The following is a 16981-nucleotide window of genomic DNA, read 5'->3' on the forward strand; positions in this document are numbered from 1 at the left end:
AATACAAGTTGACAGACTAATGCATTAGCGTTTTAGTTTCCAACGGTCCTGCTGGGACTCCCAGCCGCAAGCCCGCCAGAGACGGGTGATCGCCAAACAACCCAAATCAAAGGAGGAAGCGCATGAGGGCGCTGAAACTGTTGTCCGCCGCGGCCATTGGCATCGCGATCTATGCACCCGCTTTCGCGGCCGGGTATCCAGAGAAGCCCGTGACGGTGATCGTGCCGTTCCCGGCCGGTGGGGCATCCGACACGACGGCTCGCATGACCACCCAGAAGATGCAGGAGAGCCTTGGTCAGCCTGTCGTGGTCGAGAACAAGCCCGGCGCGAACGGCTCCCTAGGAGCGGGGCAGGTCGCGAAGGCCAAACCTGACGGCTACACCCTGCTTGTCGGCTCGATCGGCGTCTATGCCATCAACCCGGTTCTCTACAAGAGCCTGCCCTACGACCCGATCAAGGATTTCGATCTGCTCACGGTCGCGGTGCGTACGCCGAACGTCCTAGTCGCCAATCCCAACTTCCCGGCCAATAACGTCAAGGAACTCGTCGAATACCTTAAGAAAAACCCCGAGAAGGTTACATTCGCATCGTCCGGCGCGGGTTCCTCCGACCACCTCACAGCGGCCCTGTTCTGGCAGAAGACCGGCACCACTGGGGTCCACGTGCCGTACAAGGGCGGCGCTCCCGCCATAACCGACCTGATCGGCGGACATGCTGACGTGTCGTTCCAGAATCTCGGCGCCGTGTCGAATCATATCAAAGCCGGCAAGCTGAAGCTTCTGGCCGTCACGGCTGACAAGCGGAACCCTGCCTTCCCGGACGCACCGACCATGGAGGAAGCTGGCATCGAGGGCGTCGAAGTGTATTCCTGGCAGGCTGTTGCTGCGCCGAAGGGCCTACCGGCCGATGTGAAGGGCAAGCTCGAGAAGTCGCTGACGGCCGCTCTGAACTCGCCCGATGTGAAGGGCAAGTTTAGCGATATCGGCTTCGAGGTCGTCGCCAGTACGAGTGGCCAGTTCTCGGAGTTTCTGAGCCAGGAAATCAGCCGCTGGAAGACCGTGGTTGAGGCAGGAAAGATCACGGCCGACCAGTAAGCAGGCCTGACGGGGCGGCCGAGAAGGCTGCCCCGCATTGAGAACTTTGAATTGCTGAGAGCGTCGCCGTTTGTCTGGTGCCTGTGCGGCCATTGCACCCGTCAGCGGCGCCAGGACCGTTCATCGTTATTTCACCGGGAGGATGCTCGTGATGTCACACGTGCTCCAGAAGAAAGATTTTTGGGCTGGTGTGCTCTACGTTGCCTTTGGCGCTGCAGCCTTCTGGATCGGCCGCGATTATCCCATGGGTACCGCAGGGCGCATGGGGGCAGGTTATTTCCCCACCGCTCTCAGCGTCATCCTCATGCTGATTGGCCTGATCTCCGCGGCGCGCGCACTCACGCAGGAGGGTGAGGCCGTCGGCGCTGTCTCCTGGAAGTCCTTGGCACTCGTTGTCGGGTCGACCGCTCTCTTCGGTTTACTGCTTCCCACTACGGGACTCGTGATCGCCCTGGTCGTGCTCATCCTGATTAGTGCAACTGCGAGTCAGAACTTCCGTCTCGACCTAAAAGCTGCAGCTGGGTTGATCATTCTGGTCACTTTCTGCTCGCTCGTGTTCGTGAAAGCCCTTGGCGTACCGATGCCGCTCGTCGGCTCGTGGTTCGGTGAGTAGGTGGAAGCGATGGAAACGATTTCGAACCTGTGGCTCGGCCTCGAGACCGCATTGACCTTCTGGAACCTGGCCTATTGCATGATCGGGGTGCTTCTCGGCACCGCGATCGGCGTGTTGCCGGGGCTTGGGCCGACCGCAACCATTGCGATGCTGCTGCCCGTGACATTTGGATTGCCGCCAGTGTCGGCGCTGATCATGCTCGCCGGAATCTACTATGGCGCGCAGTATGGCGGTTCAACCACCGCGATCCTGGTCAATCTGCCGGGTGAATCTTCGAGCGTCGTGACCGCGCTCGACGGCTATCAGATGGCTCGACAAGGCAAGGCGGGGAGGGCGCTGGCAACGGCGGCCATTGGCTCCTTCTTCGCGGGCACTGTCGCAACCGTCCTTCTTGCGGTCTTTGCTCCTCCGCTAGCCGATCTTGCCTTGCAGTTCGGTCCCGCCGAATACTTTTCTCTGATGGTCCTCGGTCTCATCGCCTCGGTCGTGTTGGCGCATGGTTCGCTATTGCATGCCTTCGGCATGATCATCCTTGGACTCATCCTTGGTCTGGTTGGAACCGATGTGAACTCCGGCACGGTGCGTTACACCTTCGGCTTCGCGGAGGTATCCGACGGCATCAATTTCGTCATTGTCGCCATGGGGGTGTTCGGCCTGGGAGAGATCATCGGAAACTTGGAGAACGAGTCGACGCGCACAATCATGTCGAAGACCGTAACGGGACTCATGCCGACGAGGGAGGACGTGAAGCGGCTCGCAGCGCCTGTCCTGCGCGGCACGGTCCTCGGATCCATGCTCGGCATTCTCCCGGGTGGTGGTGCGATGCTCGCATCCTTCGCGGCCTATACGCTGGAGAAGAAGGTCTCAAAGCATCCCGAGCAGTTCGGCAATGGTGCGATTGAAGGCGTTGCAGGGCCTGAGAGCGCCAACAATGCTGGTGCGCAAACCTCCTTCATTCCGATGCTGACGCTCGGTATTCCATCCAATCCGGTCATGGCCCTGATGATTGGCGCCATGATCATGCAAGGCATCCAGCCAGGGCCTTCGGTGATGACGGAGCAGCCGGTGTTGTTCTGGGGGCTCATCGTCTCCATGTGGATCGGCAACCTGTTTCTGCTCGTGCTCAACCTGCCGCTGATCGGGCTGTGGGTGCGCATGATCTCGGTGCCGTATCATTTCCTGTATCCGGCCATTCTGGTCTTCTGCGCCATCGGCGTGTTCAGCCTCAACAACGCGACCTTCGACGTCTATCTGATGGCGATCTTCGGGTGCCTCGGTTACATCTTCCGCAAGCTCGATTGCGAGCCGGCCCCGATGCTGCTCGGCTTCATTCTCGGGCCGATGATGGAAGAGCACCTACGGCGAGCCATGCTGATTGCGAAGGGAGACGCCACGGTGTTCCTGAATCGTCCGATCAGCGCGACGATGCTGATCATAGCTCTCGTTCTCCTTGCGACGATCTTGGCTCCGGCTGTTCGCCAGAAACGTGAAGAAGCCTTTCAGGAGGAAGGCTGATCGTCCTCCTTTCCGATCCCGACCACATCGACACCACAGGCGCGACGTTACTCATATGACATCCAAGACCAAAAAGCCGGAAGACCTCCGTAGTGCGCGATGGTTCTCTCCAGATGACCTGCGCGGGTTCGGCCACCGCTCTCGCATTATGCAGATGGGCTACGCCCCGGAGGATTGGTCAGGCCGACCAGTCATAGCGATCATCAACACCTGGTCCGACATCAATCCATGCCACGCCCATTTCAAGCAGCGCGTCGAGGATGTAAAGCGAGGCGTCTTCCAAGCCGGGGGCTTTCCCATAGAGCTGCCTGCGATCTCCCTGTCGGAAAACTTCGTCAAGCCGACCACCATGCTCTACCGCAACATGCTCGCCATGGACACGGAAGAGCTCATTCGCTCCCATCCAGTGGACGGTGTCGTCCTCATGGGCGGCTGCGACAAGACCACTCCGGGTCTGCTCCTGGGCGCGACGAGCGTCAATCTGCCGTCGATCTACATTCCCGCCGGTCCGATGCTGCGCGGAAACTGGAAGGGCAAGGTCCTGGGTTCGGGGTCGGACGCCTGGAAGTACTGGGATGAGCGCCGGGCCGGAAACATCACCAAGGAAGACTGGGTGGAGGTGGAGGGCGGAATCGCCCGCAGCCATGGGCACTGCATGACCATGGGTACCGCCAGTACCATGACGGCAATTGCCGAATCCATCGGCATGACGCTGCCGGGAGCCTCTTCCATTCCCGCTCCTGACGTCAATCACATTCGCATGTGCGCGGAATCTGGTCGCCGGGCTGTCGAGATGGTGTGGGAGGACCTCACGCCCGACAAAATCCAGACGCGCCCCGCCTACGAGAACGCCATCGCGGTCGCCATGGCGATGGGCTGCTCGACGAATGCCGTGATTCACCTTATCGCCATGGCACGCCGGGCCGGCCACGACATCGGTCTTGATGATTTCGAGATCGCCAGCCGCAAGGTTCCGGTGATCGCGAATGTTCGCCCGAGTGGTGCGGCCTACCTGATGGAGGATTTCTACTTCGCCGGCGGGCTTCCGGCCCTCATGACGCGCATCCGCGGTCATCTGCACCTCGACTGCCTCACGGTGACAGGCAAGACCCTGGGCGATAACATCGCCCGCGCGGAGGTTTACAACGACGATGTCATCCGCACGCTCGACAACGCCATCTACGAGGAAGGCGCACTGGCCGTGCTTAAGGGCAATCTCGCGCCGGACGGCTGCGTCATGAAGCCGAGCGCATGCGAGCCGCGTTTGCGCAGGCATTCGGGACCTGCCCTCGTGTTCGACGATTATCCCTCCATGAAAGCTGCCATCGATGACGACGATCTCGATGTTACGGCGGACCATATCCTGGTCCTGCGCAATGCGGGCCCGCAGGGCGGTCCCGGAATGCCCGAATGGGGTATGCTGCCGATTCCCAAGAAACTCGTGAAGCAGGGCGTGCGCGACATGCTGCGCGTGTCGGATGCCCGCATGAGCGGCACGAGTTACGGCGCCTGCATCCTTCATGTGTCGCCGGAGGCGCATGTAGGGGGACCGCTTGCCCTCGTGCGTACGGGCGATATCATCACCGTCGATATTCCCGCGCGCCGTATTACGCTCGAAGTGTCCGACGAGGAGCTTGCGATGAGGCGCGCCCTGTTGCCCGAGCCCAAGCCGCGATTCGAGCGTGGCTATGGCTGGATGTTCAGCAGGCACATTCGACAGGCCCACGAAGGTTGCGATTTCGATTTCCTTGAGACGAGCCACGGCGCTCCCGTGGCCGAGCCCGATATTTTCTGATCCCAGGAGATGCACCGATGACCGGACTGAAGCCAGAAACCCGCGAGAAGCTGAAAACCGTCGCCACCCCGACACTGATGACGGCTCTCTACAAGCGCGGCCTGCGCAACCAATGGATCCAGGATGTGCACCGGATCAATCGTGATGCCGGCCCAATGGTGGGTGAGGCCTTCACCTTGCGCTACATGCCGGCCCGCGAGGACCTGAACCAGCTGACCGTCTTCCGCGACCGGGAACACCCGCAGCGCAAAGCGGTGGAGATTTGCCCTCCGGGAGCCGTTCTCGTCATGGACAGCCGCAAGGACCCGCGAGCCGCATCCGCCGGGTCGATCCTGATCTCCCGCCTGATGGTGCGCGGTGTTGCCGGCGTGGTTACCGACGGTGGCTTCCGGGACACGCCCGAAATCGAGAGGCTCGGAATCCCGGCTTATCACAATCGCCCCTCGGCTCCGACGAACCTGACTCTGCATCAGGCCATTGATATCAACGTGCCGATCGGCTGCGGCGACGCTCCGGTCTTCCCCGGCGATGTGATCGTGGGCGATGCCGAAGGCGTCGTGGTGATCCCGGCCCACTTGGCCGACGAGATCGCGGATGAGACGGTCGAGATGACGGCATTCGAGGACTTCGTCACCGAGGAGGTGCTGAACGGCCGCTCGATCCTCGGGTTGTATCCGGCCACCGACGAGCAGACCAACATCGACTTCGCGGCTTGGCGCAAGGCCAACAGGCGTTAGGGCAACAGGGAAGGCGATAGGATGACGAAGAACTATATTGCGGGCGAATGGGTTGCTGCGTCCGAGGCGACCCCGAACCTGAACCCGTCGAACACCAATGACGTGATTGGCGAGTTCGCCCGTGCCTCGGCGGCGGAGGCGGAGCGCGCCATTGCGGCGGCCTATGATGCCTTCCCCGCCTGGGCCCATTCCTCCATTCAGACCCGTCACGACATTCTCAAGGCCGTGGGCGACGAGATCCTCGCCCGCAAGGAGGAGCTCGGGCGCCTGCTCTCCCGCGAGGAGGGCAAGACCCTGCCGGAAGGCATCGGCGAGGTCACTCGGGCCGGCCAGATCTTCCACTTTTTCGCGGGGGAATGCCTGCGCCTGGCCGGCGAGAAGCTGCCCTCGGTGCGCCCGGCCCTGGATGTCGAGATCACCCGCGAGCCGGTGGGTGTGGTCGGTCTCATCACGCCCTGGAACTTCCCGATCGCGATTCCGGCCTGGAAGATCGCGCCGGCGCTCGCCTATGGCAACACGGTGGTATTCAAGCCTGCCGAGCTGGTGCCGGGCTCGGCCCATGCGCTTTGCGAGATCATCATCCGGGCCGGCGTGCCGGCGGGGGTGTTCAACCTGGTCATGGGCCAGGGCTCGGTGGTGGGCGAGGCCATGCTGCAGAGCCCGAAGGTGGCGGCGATCTCGTTCACCGGCTCGGTGCCCACCGGCCGCCGCGTGGCCCAGACCTGCATCACGGCCGATCCGATGAAGAAGGTCCAGCTTGAGATGGGCGGCAAGAACCCGATGGTGGTGCTCGACGACGCCGACCTGAAGGTGGCGGTCGAGTGCGCCGTCAACTCGGCCTTCTTCTCCACCGGCCAGCGCTGCACCGCCTCCTCGCGCCTGATCGTGACGCAAGGCATCCACGACCGCTTCGTTGCGGCGATGCAGGAGCGGATGCGCGGGCTGGTGGTGGACGATGCCCTCAAAAGCGGCACCCATATCGGCCCGGTGGTGGACCAGAGCCAGCTCGATCAAGATCTGAAATACATCCGCATCGGCCAGGAAGAAGGCGCCAAACTCGCGGCGGGCGGCGAGCTGCTCAAGCGTGATGCGCCCGGCTTTTATCTCTCTCCGGCGCTGTTCACGGAGGTGGACAACCGGATGCGGGTAGCGCGCGAGGAGATCTTCGGGCCTGTGGCGACGGTGATCCAGGCGAAGGACTATGACGAGGCGCTGGAGATCGCCAACGACACGCCGTTCGGCCTGTCGTCGGGCATCTGCACCACGAGCCTGAAATACGCCAGCCACTTCAAGCGCAACGCGGAAGCCGGCATGGTGATGGTCAACCTGCCGACGGCGGGGGTGGATTACCATGTTCCGTTCGGCGGCCGGAAGGGCTCGAGCTACGGCCCGCGCGAGCAGGGCCGCTATGCGCAGGAGTTCTACACCACCGTCAAGACCGCCTACACCTTCGACGGCAACGGACCATACGTGCCGAAGACCACGTCCAGCGAGTGACCGCCGATTCGAGACAGGATAAAGGCGAGCCGGATCAAGTATCGGTGCGCTGACCAGAAGCCGGTACTGAATGGATGGCTTTCAATCCCGAACGCGTTCACCGCCGAAATCCTGGCGGAGCAAGGATATGACTCCATCACGATCGATCTCCAGCATGGACTCATCACCTGCCAAGTTGCGGTTGGCACGCTACAGGCGATGCGCGCCAGCGAGGTTGCGCCTCTGGTACGCGTTCCATGGCTTGGTCCCGCCGCCATGATGAAGGCCCCCGATGCCGGAGCCTTGGGAGTCATTTGCCCCATGTCAACACGGGCGCGCAAGCAGCGGAACTTGTGTCTTACATGCGCTATCCTCCGGCAGAAATTCGCAGCTTCGGCTCTGCCCAGGCCATTTTTTCGGCCGGCCAGAACCATGGCGCCGAGGCAGACGACAAGGTCCTCTGCTTCTCCGTTCCCGAATCAAGGTGTTGTAACTTGCGCCCCAGAGCATCTGGGCTAATGTCCCGCTGAGGGTGGCCCATTCAAGAAAACACTCAGCTCAAAGTGGCGACGCTCATATCTCCCTGTTCTGACAGGCGCGGGCCGAATTGGGAGGTGCTGACCGTCGCGCGGCCCGTTATGAGTTCGGCGCAGCGGCTTCCCAGCATCATGGCCGGCGCATTCGTGTTGCCCGCATTGATGTTAGGCATGGCCGAGAGGTCGCAGACGCGCAGGTCCTCGATGCCGCGGACGCGGAGCCTTGAGTCGAGAACCGCCATCGGGTCGCTGGCTGTCCCCATTCGGCAGGTGCCGCTCGGGTGATAGTTCGTTTTTACGAAGCGGCGACAATGGTTCATGATCGCCTCATCGCTGAGATCGTTCGGATCGGGGATCGAGATGCGCTCGATCCGTTCCGCCAGGGGACTGGTTCGGAAGGCACGGATGAAGAAGCGCTGGCCGTCGATCATCGTCCGGGCATCATCGGGATGTTGCAGCAGGTTGGGCGAGACGAGCGGCATGTCGTCCGGATTACCCGAGCGTAGGCGGACATAGCCACGGGATTTCGGCTTCACCACCACCGTGGTGATCGTCAGTCCATACGTGTCGTCGACGAGGCCGAGCGTGTCGCGGTCGAGATAGATGATCGGCACGCAGAAGGCCTGGATCGTGGGTTCCCCATTCGGATCAGCCGGATTCACGAAGGCTCCGGCCTCGACACCGGCCGAAAGGATCGGGCCTGAGCCGAAGAGCCGGAAATGAATGCCGTTGAGGAGCATCCGCCAGCCGACGCCCTGCTTGTAGTAGCCATAGGGGCCGTTCGCCTTGGCGATGAGCGGCACCTCCGGGTGATCAATGAGGTTCTCTCCGATGCCAGGCAGATCCACGATGCAGGTGATACCGTGCTCGCGCAGATGATCGGCAGGGCCGATGCCGGACAGCATGAGAAGTTGCGGCGTGACGAGAGAGCCGGACGCGACGATCACTTCGCCATCCGCATAGACCTTGTGGTCCACACCTCTGGCATCGCGATAGGTGACACCCACGGCGCGGCCGTTCTCGATCTCGATCTTGCGCACACGTGACTGGAGGCGGATGACGAGGTTCGGGTTATCCGCGAGGGGTGCCAGGAAGGCATAGGCCGCGCTGCTGCGCCTGCCGCGCCGGTTCATGAACTGATAGAAGCCGACGCCCCGCTGCGTCGGCCCGTTGAAGTCCGGGTTGAACGGCTCGCCCAGAGCCTGGATAGCCTGAACGAACCAGCGGGACATGTCATTGATGTGGCCGGGATCCGAGACGAGGAGCGGCCCGTCAGCGCCATGCAGTTCGTTGTAGAACCTGTTGTTGCCCTCCATGGTGCGAAAATGGGGAAGAACGTCGGCCCAGCCCCATCCGGGATAATTGTTCTCCCCGTGCAGCATGTCGTGCCACTCGTCATAGTCGGACGGCCGGCCCCGCATATAGACCTGCGCGTTGACTGACGAGCCGCCGCCGAGGACGTTGGCCTGCGGAATATCGTGAACCCGCCCGCCCAGATGCTCCTGCGGGACTGTGTGGTGATACCGCATGTACTTGCTGCCGTTGATCATCTTGAAAATGCCGGGCGGCATGTCGAGAAGCGGATGACGGTGAGAGTAGCCGCCTTCGAGCAGCAGCACGCGCGCGCCTTCGTTCACGAGCCGCGCAGCGGCCACTGAACCCGAAGAGCCGCCGCCGACGATGATGTAGTCAAAACGCTCTCTCATTGCTTCACTTGGCTCCCTGTGGCCGCTGCATACGACGCCTGACATCGTCGGCTGATCTGCGGCTCACGCCTTGATCTTCTCGAGGCCCTTCCAGTCGAAGGCGATACCATGGCCGGGTCGGTCCGGCGCCAGGGCAAATCCGTCCTGGATCGTGAGAGGCTCGGCGATGTAGCGCTCAAGCCCGAAGCCATGCGCTTCGAGGTAGGAGCGGTTGGGACAGGCTGCGAGGAGATGCACGGTCACGTCATGCGCGCCATGGCTGGTCACGGGCAGGTTGAAGGCTTCCGCCAGATGCGCGATTTTCATGAATGGGGTGACGCCGCCGCAATTGGTGACATCGGGCTCCGGATAGGTCACGCCGCCGCCAGCCACGTAGAGTTTGAACTCCCAGAGCGTGCGCAGGTTTTCGCCAGCTGCTATCGGCAGGCCGCCCTCGCGCACGATGCGGGCGTGACCCGCCGGGTCGTCGGGGATAGTCGGCTCCTCGAGCCAGGTAAGGTCGAAGGGCTGGAGCGCGCGCGCGGCGCGGATCGCGCCGTCGACGCTCCATTTCATGTTGGCATCGGCCATCAGCGGGAAGCCGGCGCCCAGATGCTCGCGCATCGCCTGCACGCGCTCCACATCCTCGAACAGATTGGCGCGACCCACCTTCATTTTGATGGCGCGGAAGCCCTTTCCGAGATTGTCGTCCGTCTGGCGCAGGAGTTCGTCGAGAGGCAGCTCCAGATCGATGCCGCCCGCATAGCAGGGCACTTTGGCGTCGTAACCTCCGAGGGCTTTCCAGAGCGGAAGATTGGCGCGCTTCGCCTTGAGGTCCCACAGGGCCATGTCGACGGCCGAAAGGGCCAGGACAGTCGGACCGCCGCGGCCGCCGTAGTGGAGCGCCCACCATGCCTTGTGCCAGAGGCGCTCGATCTCGTCGGCCTCTTCGCGATCCATGATCTCCGGCAGTTCGCGCGCGAGGATCGCGTCGATGGCGGCGCCGTTGCGACCGACCGTGAAGGTGTAGCCGACACCCTCCGCCCCGTCGGAATCGCGAATGCGCACGGTATTGAGTTCGAAAGCGCGCATCTCGCCATGCATGGAGTCGGTCAGAACGCTTGGCAGCGGGATTCGGAAGAAGCCAGGTTCGATGGAAGTGATCCGGGGCATGATCGTCCTTCGTTCGCTCGGTGGTCGAATGCGGTGCCGGTCTCAGGCGGCCTCTTCGGTGCGCATGCTCAGACGCGCCTGGATGGCGACGACGAGCAGCAGGAAGGCGCCGCGGATGACCGACTGCCAATAGGCGGACAGACTGATCCAGCCGAGGCCGTTTTCGAAGTTCAGGATGTTGAAGATGAGTCCCAGCAGGAGCACGCCGGCGAGAGTCGAGCCGACGGAGCCGACGCCGCCGGTCAGCAGCGTGCCGCCCACGACGACCGCTGCGATAGCGAAGAGCTCCCAGCCGACGCCCTCGATGGGCTGGCCAGCGCCGAACTGCGCCGCGAGGATCACGCCCGCAAGGCCCGAGAGGCCGCCGCTCGCCAGATAAACGAGCGCCTTCACCTTGTTCGCAGGCAATCCCATGAGGCGAGCCGCATCCTCGTTTCCGCCGATCGCTAGCACGGTGCGCCCGAAGGAGGTGAGATTGAGGACGAGCGAGCCGAGGAGATAGGCGGCCAGCGCAATCCAGGCTGGTATGGGAAATCCAAGAAAATCCCCCTGGCCGAGTTCGGTAAAACCCGACTCATAGGACACTGAGACAGACTGGTTCTCCGCCAGCAGCAGCGCGCATCCGCTTGCTGCCAGCATCGTCGCGAGCGTCGTGATGAAAGGCAGGATGTTAAGCCGGGTGATGATGAGGGCGTTGCAGGCGCCGACCGCCAGCCCCGCAGCCAATCCCCCGAGCAGACCGGGCAGGACGCCATAAGGAGAGAGCAGGGCGGCGGCGACGCTGCTGAGGGCCGCCGTAGAGCCGACCGAGAGGTCGATGCCGCCGGTGATGATGACGAAGCACATTCCAAGGGCGACAAGTGCGAACATGCTGTTGTAGCGCAGGACCGACAGCACGTTGAACGCGCCAAGGAAGTTGTCGTAGCGAAGCCAGCCGAACAAGATGAGAGCGAGGAGCGCGAGAAGTACCCCGTAGCGGCCGATGCCCTGAAACAGCTTGAGAGAGATGGTATCCATCGGCGACCTCAGCGATGGCTCTGCCGCTGCAGCCAGACGGCCAGAACGATGATGGCTGCCTTGGCCACAAGGGCGGCCGCATCGGGAACGCCGTTGGCGAGAAGGGTGTAGCGGACGAGCTGAATGATGAGCGCGCCGACCAGCGTTCCGACCACAGTGGCCCGTCCGCCGGTGAGCAGTGTTCCGCCCACGGCCACGGCCGCGATGGCATCGAGTTCCATGCCGAGGCCGACAAGATTGGCATCGGCGGCAGAATTGCGGGCAATCACGATGAGGCCCGCAACTCCGGACAGAAGGCCGCTGATGAGGTAGACGCGCTGTTTCACTGAAGCGACGGGAACGCCGGCAAGTCGGGCGGCACGTTCGTTGCCGCCGATGGCTAGGATCTGCCTGCCGAAGACGGTTCGCCGGAGCATCCAGGCCGCAATCCCCACGATGGTGATCATCAGGATAGCCTGGAAGGGGATGCCGAACACGCGGCCAAGGCCGATAAACTGGAAGCTCGGCAGGTTGAAGACCTGCAGGTTCCCGTTAGTGAAGACTTGGGCGATGCCGCGCCCGGCAATGAAAAGCACAAGGGTCGAGATGATCGGCTGGATCCGCAGGTGCGTCACCAGCCACCCGTTGAACCAGCCGAGCGCTCCAGTCGCCAGAACCGGTATGACGAAGGCAAGAGCGATGCCGATGGCCGGATGGGGCAAGGGAAAGAGCTTGCCGAGAAAGATCAGCGGCGCCAGCGCTCCGGCGATCGCCATGAGGGCCCCGACGGAAAGATCGATGCCCCCGGTGGCGATGACGAGCGTCATGCCGACGCCCACGATCACGATGGTGCAGACCTGTGTGAGATTGACGTTGAGCGTCTGCCAGGTCGCGAAGTTGGGCGTGATGGCGAGATTGACCAGGATCAGGAGCACCAGGGCGATCCAGGCCCCATGGCGGGTCAGCAGGATTCTGGTATCGACGCGGGAGGCCCTATGTTCCGTCGAGAGGGTCGTGGCGGTTTCAGACATGAGCGGCCTCACGAGCGCTGTCATGGCCATGGGCCATGGCATCCATGACGGTTTGCTCGGTCACTGCGTCACCCGTCAGTTCCGCCACCGTGTGGCCGTCACGGAGGACGAAGATGCGGCTTGCCGCCTCCACGACCTCTTCCAGTTCCGAAGAGATCATCAGAACGCCGAGACCTTGACCGGCCAGTTCCCGGATCAGGCTGAGGATCTCTGCCTTGGCGCCCACATCGATGCCGCGGGTCGGCTCGTCGAGGATGAGAAGCTTGGGGTTCATGCAGAGCCAGCGCGCCAGCAGCACCTTCTGCTGGTTGCCACCCGAGAGTTCGCGGATCCGCTGCTCCGGACCGGAGCAGCGGATCCCTAAGCGCTTGATGAAACGGTCGACGATCTCACGGCTGCGGACCTCGTCCACGATGCCGCGCCGCGCGAGTTGTGGCATGAGCGCCAGCGTGAGGTTCTCGCGCACCGACATGTCGGGAATGATGCCTTCGAGCTTGCGGTCTTCAGAGCAGAAGCCAATGCCGGCCCGGATGGCGTCCGAAGGGGCGGCTATTGCATTCTCCCTTCCGGCAAAAGTGATCGTGCCGGAATCCGGTCTTTCGGCTCCATAAACGGCGAGGGCGGACTCGGTACGCCCCGCGCCGAGCAGCCCGGCGAGACCGACGATTTCACCTGAGTGGACCTCAAAGCTGACATCGCGGACCTTGCGTCCGACGGCCAGATTCTGAACCTTCAGAACCGGCTTGCATCCATCGCCTTCGGACAGGGGCGCATCGCGTGGTTCCTGCAGAACTTGGGTGAGTTCGCGCCCCAGCATGGAGGTGACGAGATCGAGCCGTGACAGCTGATCCATCGGGGCAACTTGCACGGTACGGCCGTCGCGCATAACGGTGACACGGTCGCAGACCGCGTAGAGTTCGTCGAGCTTATGGCTCACGAAGATCACCGAGACGCCTGATGCCTTGAGCTGGCGGATGACGTCGAACAGCACTTCGACCTCGCGCTCGTCGAGCGAGGAAGTGGGCTCGTCCATGACGACGAGCTTGGCCTCGAAACCGATCGCACGGGCAATGGCGACCATCTGCTGCACGGCGGTGGGATAGACCATGAGCGAGCGATGCACGTCGACGTCGATGTTGAAGCGTGCGAGGAGCGCGCGCGCCTCCGCATGCATGGCGGACCAGTCGAGAAGACCGAAACGGCGCTTCTCACGGCCGAGGCAGATGTTCTCGGTCACGGAGCGGTAGGGCACCAGGTTGATTTCCTGGTAGATCGTGCTGATGCCGGCCCTCTGCGCTTCCTGCGGGGACGAAAATTCGACGGCGTCCCCGTCGAACAGGATCTCGCCGGCATCCTTCCGGTGATAGCCGGTCAGGATCTTGATCATGGACGATTTGCCGGCTCCGTTCTGGCCGATCAGCGCATGAACCTCGCCTCTCTCGACCAGAAGTTCGGCTCCGCGCAGGGCCGGTATGCCGGCGAAGCGCTTGTCAATGCCATGCATGGTGAGGAGCGGCGCCATGAAAGCTCCGGTGATGTGTCCGTCCAAACGAGAGGGCGCGGCCCGTATCGGCAGGCAGCGCCCCGGCGTTCAGTATGCGTCGGCGATGAGCTGGGCCGCGTTCGACTTGTCGAAGAAGCGGTCGGTGTTCACCACCCACGGTTCGATCTGCTCGCCCTTGGCATAGCGAGCCATGGTCTCGAAGGCTTTCGGCCCGAATTTCGGATTGCACTCGACGGTGGCCAGCATTTTGCCGTCGATGATGGCCTGCAGCGCATCGCGCGTGCCGTCGACGGAGACGACGATCACGTCCTTTCCGGGTTTCTTGCCGGCGGCCTCGAGAGCCGCGATGGCGCCAATCGCCATCTCGTCGTTGTGCGCATAGATGGCCGTCGCATCCGGATGGGCCTGCAGCAGAGTCTCGGCGACCTGGCGCCCCTTGTCGCGGGCGAAGTCGCCGGACTGAGACGCTATGATCTTCATTCCCGGATGAGCCTTGATGTAATCCTCGAAGCCCTTGCGGCGGTCATTGGCCGGGGAAGAGCCCGTGGTGCCCTCGAGTTGGATGATCTTGGCATTGCCGTCCACGGCCTTGGTCAGAGCCTCGGCCGCGCGCTTGCCTTCCTCCACGAAGTCCGAGCCAATGAACGTGACGTAGTCCCGGCCTGCCTTGGCGAGGCTCTGATCCACATTACGATCGAGCAGGATGACCGGAATGCCGGCCTTCTTAGCGGCCATAACGGCCGGAATCAGCGGCTTCTCCTCGCGCGGAGCCAGGAAGATCAGGTCGACGCCTTGAGCGATCATCGAGTTGACGTCGGCCACCTGCTTGGCCGCGGAGCCGGCGGCGTCGGTGTAGACGAGCTGGTGTCCGAGCTTCGCAGCTTCAGCCTTCATGCTCTCCGTCTGAGCAATGCGCCAAGGATTGTTCGACTCCGTCTGGGCGAAGCCGACCTTGTACTTGTCCTTCTGCTTCAGTTTCGGCAGCTCCTGCGCCGACACTCCACCGAGTCCGAGACCAAGTGCAGCCACACCCGTCGCGAGTGCAAGGAAAGTTCTTCTGAGCATTATCTTCCTCCTTGAAGGTTTTCGCCCCTTTTCAGGGTTCTTTGTGTTTTACTGCAGCCCCTCACGGCTGCAGGTCGTCACCAACGGACATAGGTGGTCTGCTTGCGCAGATAGCCGTCGAAACCGTACTTGCCGTCCTCGCCGCCGAGACCCGAATGCTTCCAGCCGGTGTGGAAGCCCTGGACGAGTTCCCCGCAGGGGCGGTTGACGTAGAGCTCGCCGAACGAGAGCTCACGGGAGAGGCGCATGACCCGGCGCAGATCGTTCGTGTAGACATAGGCCGAGAGGCCGTAGCTCGTATCGTTGGCAAATGTCAGCGCCTGTTCGAAGCTGTCGACCGTCATCACTGGCACCACGGGGCCGAAGATCTCCCGCTGCATGACCGGCGTCCGGTTGCTGTCGACCCGAAGCACGGTCGGCTCGAACCAGTGCCCTCGGGCGAATTCTCCCTTCGTCAGTCGCTGTCCGCCGGCGAGCAACTCTGCGCCTGTCGCCATCGCTTCGTTCACGATCTCCTCGATCTTGTCGACCTCAGGCCGGTTGACCTTCGGTCCCATGTCGGGATTCGTCATGGGATCGGCGAGCCTCAGGGCCTTCACGCGCGAGACGAACTTGTCGAGGAAGGAAACGGCGATGGCTTTGTGGAGATACATGCGCTCGTTGCAGGTGCAGATCTGCCCGCAATTCGTGAATCGCGAGACGATTGCGGCTTCGACCGCCGCATCGATGTCGGCATCCTCTAGGACGATGAAGGGCGCTTTGCCGCCCAGTTCCAAACGGACGACCTTCAGATCGTTCGCACCCGCGGCATAGATCTCCCGTCCCGCGCGCACGCTGCCCGTCATGGTAATGAGATCGCTCAGGGGCGAACGCACGAGGGCATCGCCCACAACGCGTCCATCCCCCGTAATCACGTTGAGCACGCCTTTCGGCAACCCGACCTCATGGGCGAGCCTGGCAATCTCGATGGCGGACAGGGGCGTGGATTCATGGCCCTTCACGACAATGGTGTTGCCTGCGACAAGAGCGGGGCCGATCTTGCGGGCCGCTAGAGCCGCCGGGTAGTTCCAGGCCGTCAGACCGACCACCACACCGAAGGGCACGCGGCGGATCCAGACATCCTCGTTCGGGTGATCCGACGGCAGAAGGTCGCCCTCGATCCGTCGCGCGTTCTCGGCCGCATAGGTGAGAAACGTCACGACGGCGTCGATCTCGCCTTCGGCTTGGTTCAGGGGCTTTCCCTGTTCGAGCACCACGATGCGCGCAAGGTGCGCCTTCTCTCGGCGGATGGCAGCGGCGAGATCGGAGACGTAGCCCGCACGCACGATGGGCGGAAGGGCAGCCCACGCAGGCTGAGCGCGCTTCGCGGCTTCAAGGGCCGCCGTTGCATCGCTCACCGAGCCGACGGGAACAGTTGCGAAAATCGACTCGTTGGCCGGATTCTCGACATCCAGGCGGCCAGGAGCCTGACCATCCGTCCAAGCCCCATCGATATACATCTGATAGTGGGTCACATTTTCTGCGTGACGGGTTACGGCGGGAGCGGTCATCGAGAACTCCCGACACAAGAGGCTCCCTGGAGAGGAGCGGCGGGGACTGATCCTGTCGTGCCTGCTGATGGCGTCACTCGTGTTTCCTCCGAGCTTGCTCAAGCTGAGCAATGTCAAACCAAATGTCGATTATTGGATCTATTTGGTATGACCGAAACCAGGATGACGCAGCTGAATGTTGACTGTCAAGGGACCTCTATGAAGCGATAAG

At 62.6% G+C, this 16981-nt stretch carries 14 protein-coding genes; 7 read left to right on the top strand and 7 right to left on the bottom strand.

Going from position 1 to position 16981, the window contains the following annotated elements; all coding sequences use genetic code 11:
• Positions 1-122 precede the first annotated feature (122 nt).
• The 7 genes from GR328_RS05225 (at position 123) to GR328_RS05255 (ending at position 7749) form a co-directional block, all read left to right on the top strand.
• The gene (locus GR328_RS05225) at positions 123-1094 is read left to right on the top strand and encodes a Bug family tripartite tricarboxylate transporter substrate binding protein (protein ID WP_160883472.1); all 972 of its coding nucleotides are present in this window, start codon (positions 123-125) and stop codon (positions 1092-1094) included.
• A 151-nt stretch (positions 1095-1245) separates the two neighbouring features.
• On the top strand, positions 1246-1707 hold the full coding sequence (locus GR328_RS05230) for a tripartite tricarboxylate transporter TctB family protein (RefSeq protein WP_160883473.1): 462 nt from the start codon (positions 1246-1248) through the stop codon (positions 1705-1707).
• A gap of 9 nt (positions 1708-1716) precedes the next feature.
• On the top strand, positions 1717-3222 hold the full coding sequence (locus GR328_RS05235; protein WP_160883474.1) for a tripartite tricarboxylate transporter permease: 1506 nt from the start codon (positions 1717-1719) through the stop codon (positions 3220-3222).
• Positions 3223-3277: 55 nt separating this feature from the next.
• Positions 3278-5017 (top strand): L-arabinonate dehydratase, encoded by a 1740-nt coding sequence (araD, locus tag GR328_RS05240; RefSeq protein ID WP_160883475.1) that lies wholly within the window; start codon positions 3278-3280, stop codon positions 5015-5017.
• Between the two features lie 17 nt (positions 5018-5034).
• Positions 5035-5754, top strand: coding sequence for a ribonuclease activity regulator RraA (locus GR328_RS05245; protein ID WP_160883476.1), 720 nt, complete (start codon positions 5035-5037; stop codon positions 5752-5754).
• 21 nt (positions 5755-5775) lie between these two features.
• Entirely contained in the window at positions 5776-7251 is a 1476-nt protein-coding gene (locus tag GR328_RS05250; RefSeq protein ID WP_160883438.1) for an aldehyde dehydrogenase family protein, read from the top strand.
• 135 nt (positions 7252-7386) lie between these two features.
• The gene (locus GR328_RS05255; RefSeq protein WP_343039308.1) at positions 7387-7749 is read left to right on the top strand and encodes an HpcH/HpaI aldolase family protein; all 363 of its coding nucleotides are present in this window, start codon (positions 7387-7389) and stop codon (positions 7747-7749) included.
• Positions 7750-7783: 34 nt separating this feature from the next.
• Here the strand turns inward: GR328_RS05255 and GR328_RS05260 are convergent, their stop codons facing one another.
• The 7 genes from GR328_RS05260 to aldA form a co-directional block, all read right to left on the bottom strand.
• Positions 7784-9472 carry a GMC family oxidoreductase gene (locus tag GR328_RS05260; protein ID WP_160883477.1) on the bottom strand — a complete coding sequence of 563 codons (1689 nt, stop codon included), beginning with the start codon at positions 9470-9472 and terminating at the stop codon, positions 7784-7786.
• A 63-nt stretch (positions 9473-9535) separates the two neighbouring features.
• Entirely contained in the window at positions 9536-10624 is a 1089-nt protein-coding gene (locus tag GR328_RS05265; protein WP_160883478.1) for a mandelate racemase/muconate lactonizing enzyme family protein, read from the bottom strand.
• A 42-nt stretch (positions 10625-10666) separates the two neighbouring features.
• The gene (locus GR328_RS05270) at positions 10667-11641 is read right to left on the bottom strand and encodes an ABC transporter permease (RefSeq protein WP_160883479.1); all 975 of its coding nucleotides are present in this window, start codon (positions 11639-11641) and stop codon (positions 10667-10669) included.
• 8 nt (positions 11642-11649) lie between these two features.
• Positions 11650-12651, bottom strand: coding sequence for an ABC transporter permease (locus GR328_RS05275; protein ID WP_160883480.1), 1002 nt, complete (start codon positions 12649-12651; stop codon positions 11650-11652).
• Positions 12644-14173, bottom strand: a complete 1530-nt coding sequence (locus tag GR328_RS05280; protein ID WP_160883481.1) for a sugar ABC transporter ATP-binding protein — start codon at positions 14171-14173, stop codon at positions 12644-12646. Before GR328_RS05280 ends, GR328_RS05275 begins: the two co-directional genes overlap by 8 nt.
• 69 nt (positions 14174-14242) lie before the next feature.
• Positions 14243-15220, bottom strand: a complete 978-nt coding sequence (locus GR328_RS05285; RefSeq protein ID WP_160883482.1) for an ABC transporter substrate-binding protein — start codon at positions 15218-15220, stop codon at positions 14243-14245.
• 77 nt (positions 15221-15297) lie between these two features.
• Positions 15298-16770 (bottom strand): aldehyde dehydrogenase, encoded by a 1473-nt coding sequence (gene aldA, locus GR328_RS05290; protein ID WP_160883483.1) that lies wholly within the window; start codon positions 16768-16770, stop codon positions 15298-15300.
• Positions 16771-16981 lie beyond the last annotated feature (211 nt).

The organism is Microvirga makkahensis (assembly GCF_009830105.1).
GTDB lineage: Bacteria > Pseudomonadota > Alphaproteobacteria > Rhizobiales > Beijerinckiaceae > Microvirga > Microvirga makkahensis.

What these genes read in the sequence shown, in the direction of transcription:
- GR328_RS05225 (WP_160883472.1), top strand. Translation starts at nt 123, where the DNA reads ATGAGGGCGCTGAAACTGTTGTCCGCCGCGGCCATTGGCATCGCGATC.
- GR328_RS05230 (WP_160883473.1), top strand. Translation starts at nt 1,246, where the DNA reads ATGTCACACGTGCTCCAGAAGAAAGATTTTTGGGCTGGTGTGCTCTAC.
- GR328_RS05235 (WP_160883474.1), top strand. Translation starts at nt 1,717, where the DNA reads ATGGAAACGATTTCGAACCTGTGGCTCGGCCTCGAGACCGCATTGACC.
- araD (WP_160883475.1), top strand. Translation starts at nt 3,278, where the DNA reads ATGACATCCAAGACCAAAAAGCCGGAAGACCTCCGTAGTGCGCGATGG.
- GR328_RS05245 (WP_160883476.1), top strand. Translation starts at nt 5,035, where the DNA reads ATGACCGGACTGAAGCCAGAAACCCGCGAGAAGCTGAAAACCGTCGCC.
- GR328_RS05250 (WP_160883438.1), top strand. Translation starts at nt 5,776, where the DNA reads ATGACGAAGAACTATATTGCGGGCGAATGGGTTGCTGCGTCCGAGGCG.
- GR328_RS05260 (WP_160883477.1), bottom strand. Translation starts at nt 9,472, where the DNA reads ATGAGAGAGCGTTTTGACTACATCATCGTCGGCGGCGGCTCTTCGGGT.
- GR328_RS05265 (WP_160883478.1), bottom strand. Translation starts at nt 10,624, where the DNA reads ATGCCCCGGATCACTTCCATCGAACCTGGCTTCTTCCGAATCCCGCTG.
- GR328_RS05270 (WP_160883479.1), bottom strand. Translation starts at nt 11,641, where the DNA reads ATGGATACCATCTCTCTCAAGCTGTTTCAGGGCATCGGCCGCTACGGG.
- GR328_RS05275 (WP_160883480.1), bottom strand. Translation starts at nt 12,651, where the DNA reads ATGTCTGAAACCGCCACGACCCTCTCGACGGAACATAGGGCCTCCCGC.
- GR328_RS05280 (WP_160883481.1), bottom strand. Translation starts at nt 14,173, where the DNA reads ATGGCGCCGCTCCTCACCATGCATGGCATTGACAAGCGCTTCGCCGGC.
- GR328_RS05285 (WP_160883482.1), bottom strand. Translation starts at nt 15,220, where the DNA reads ATGCTCAGAAGAACTTTCCTTGCACTCGCGACGGGTGTGGCTGCACTT.
- aldA (WP_160883483.1), bottom strand. Translation starts at nt 16,770, where the DNA reads ATGACCGCTCCCGCCGTAACCCGTCACGCAGAAAATGTGACCCACTAT.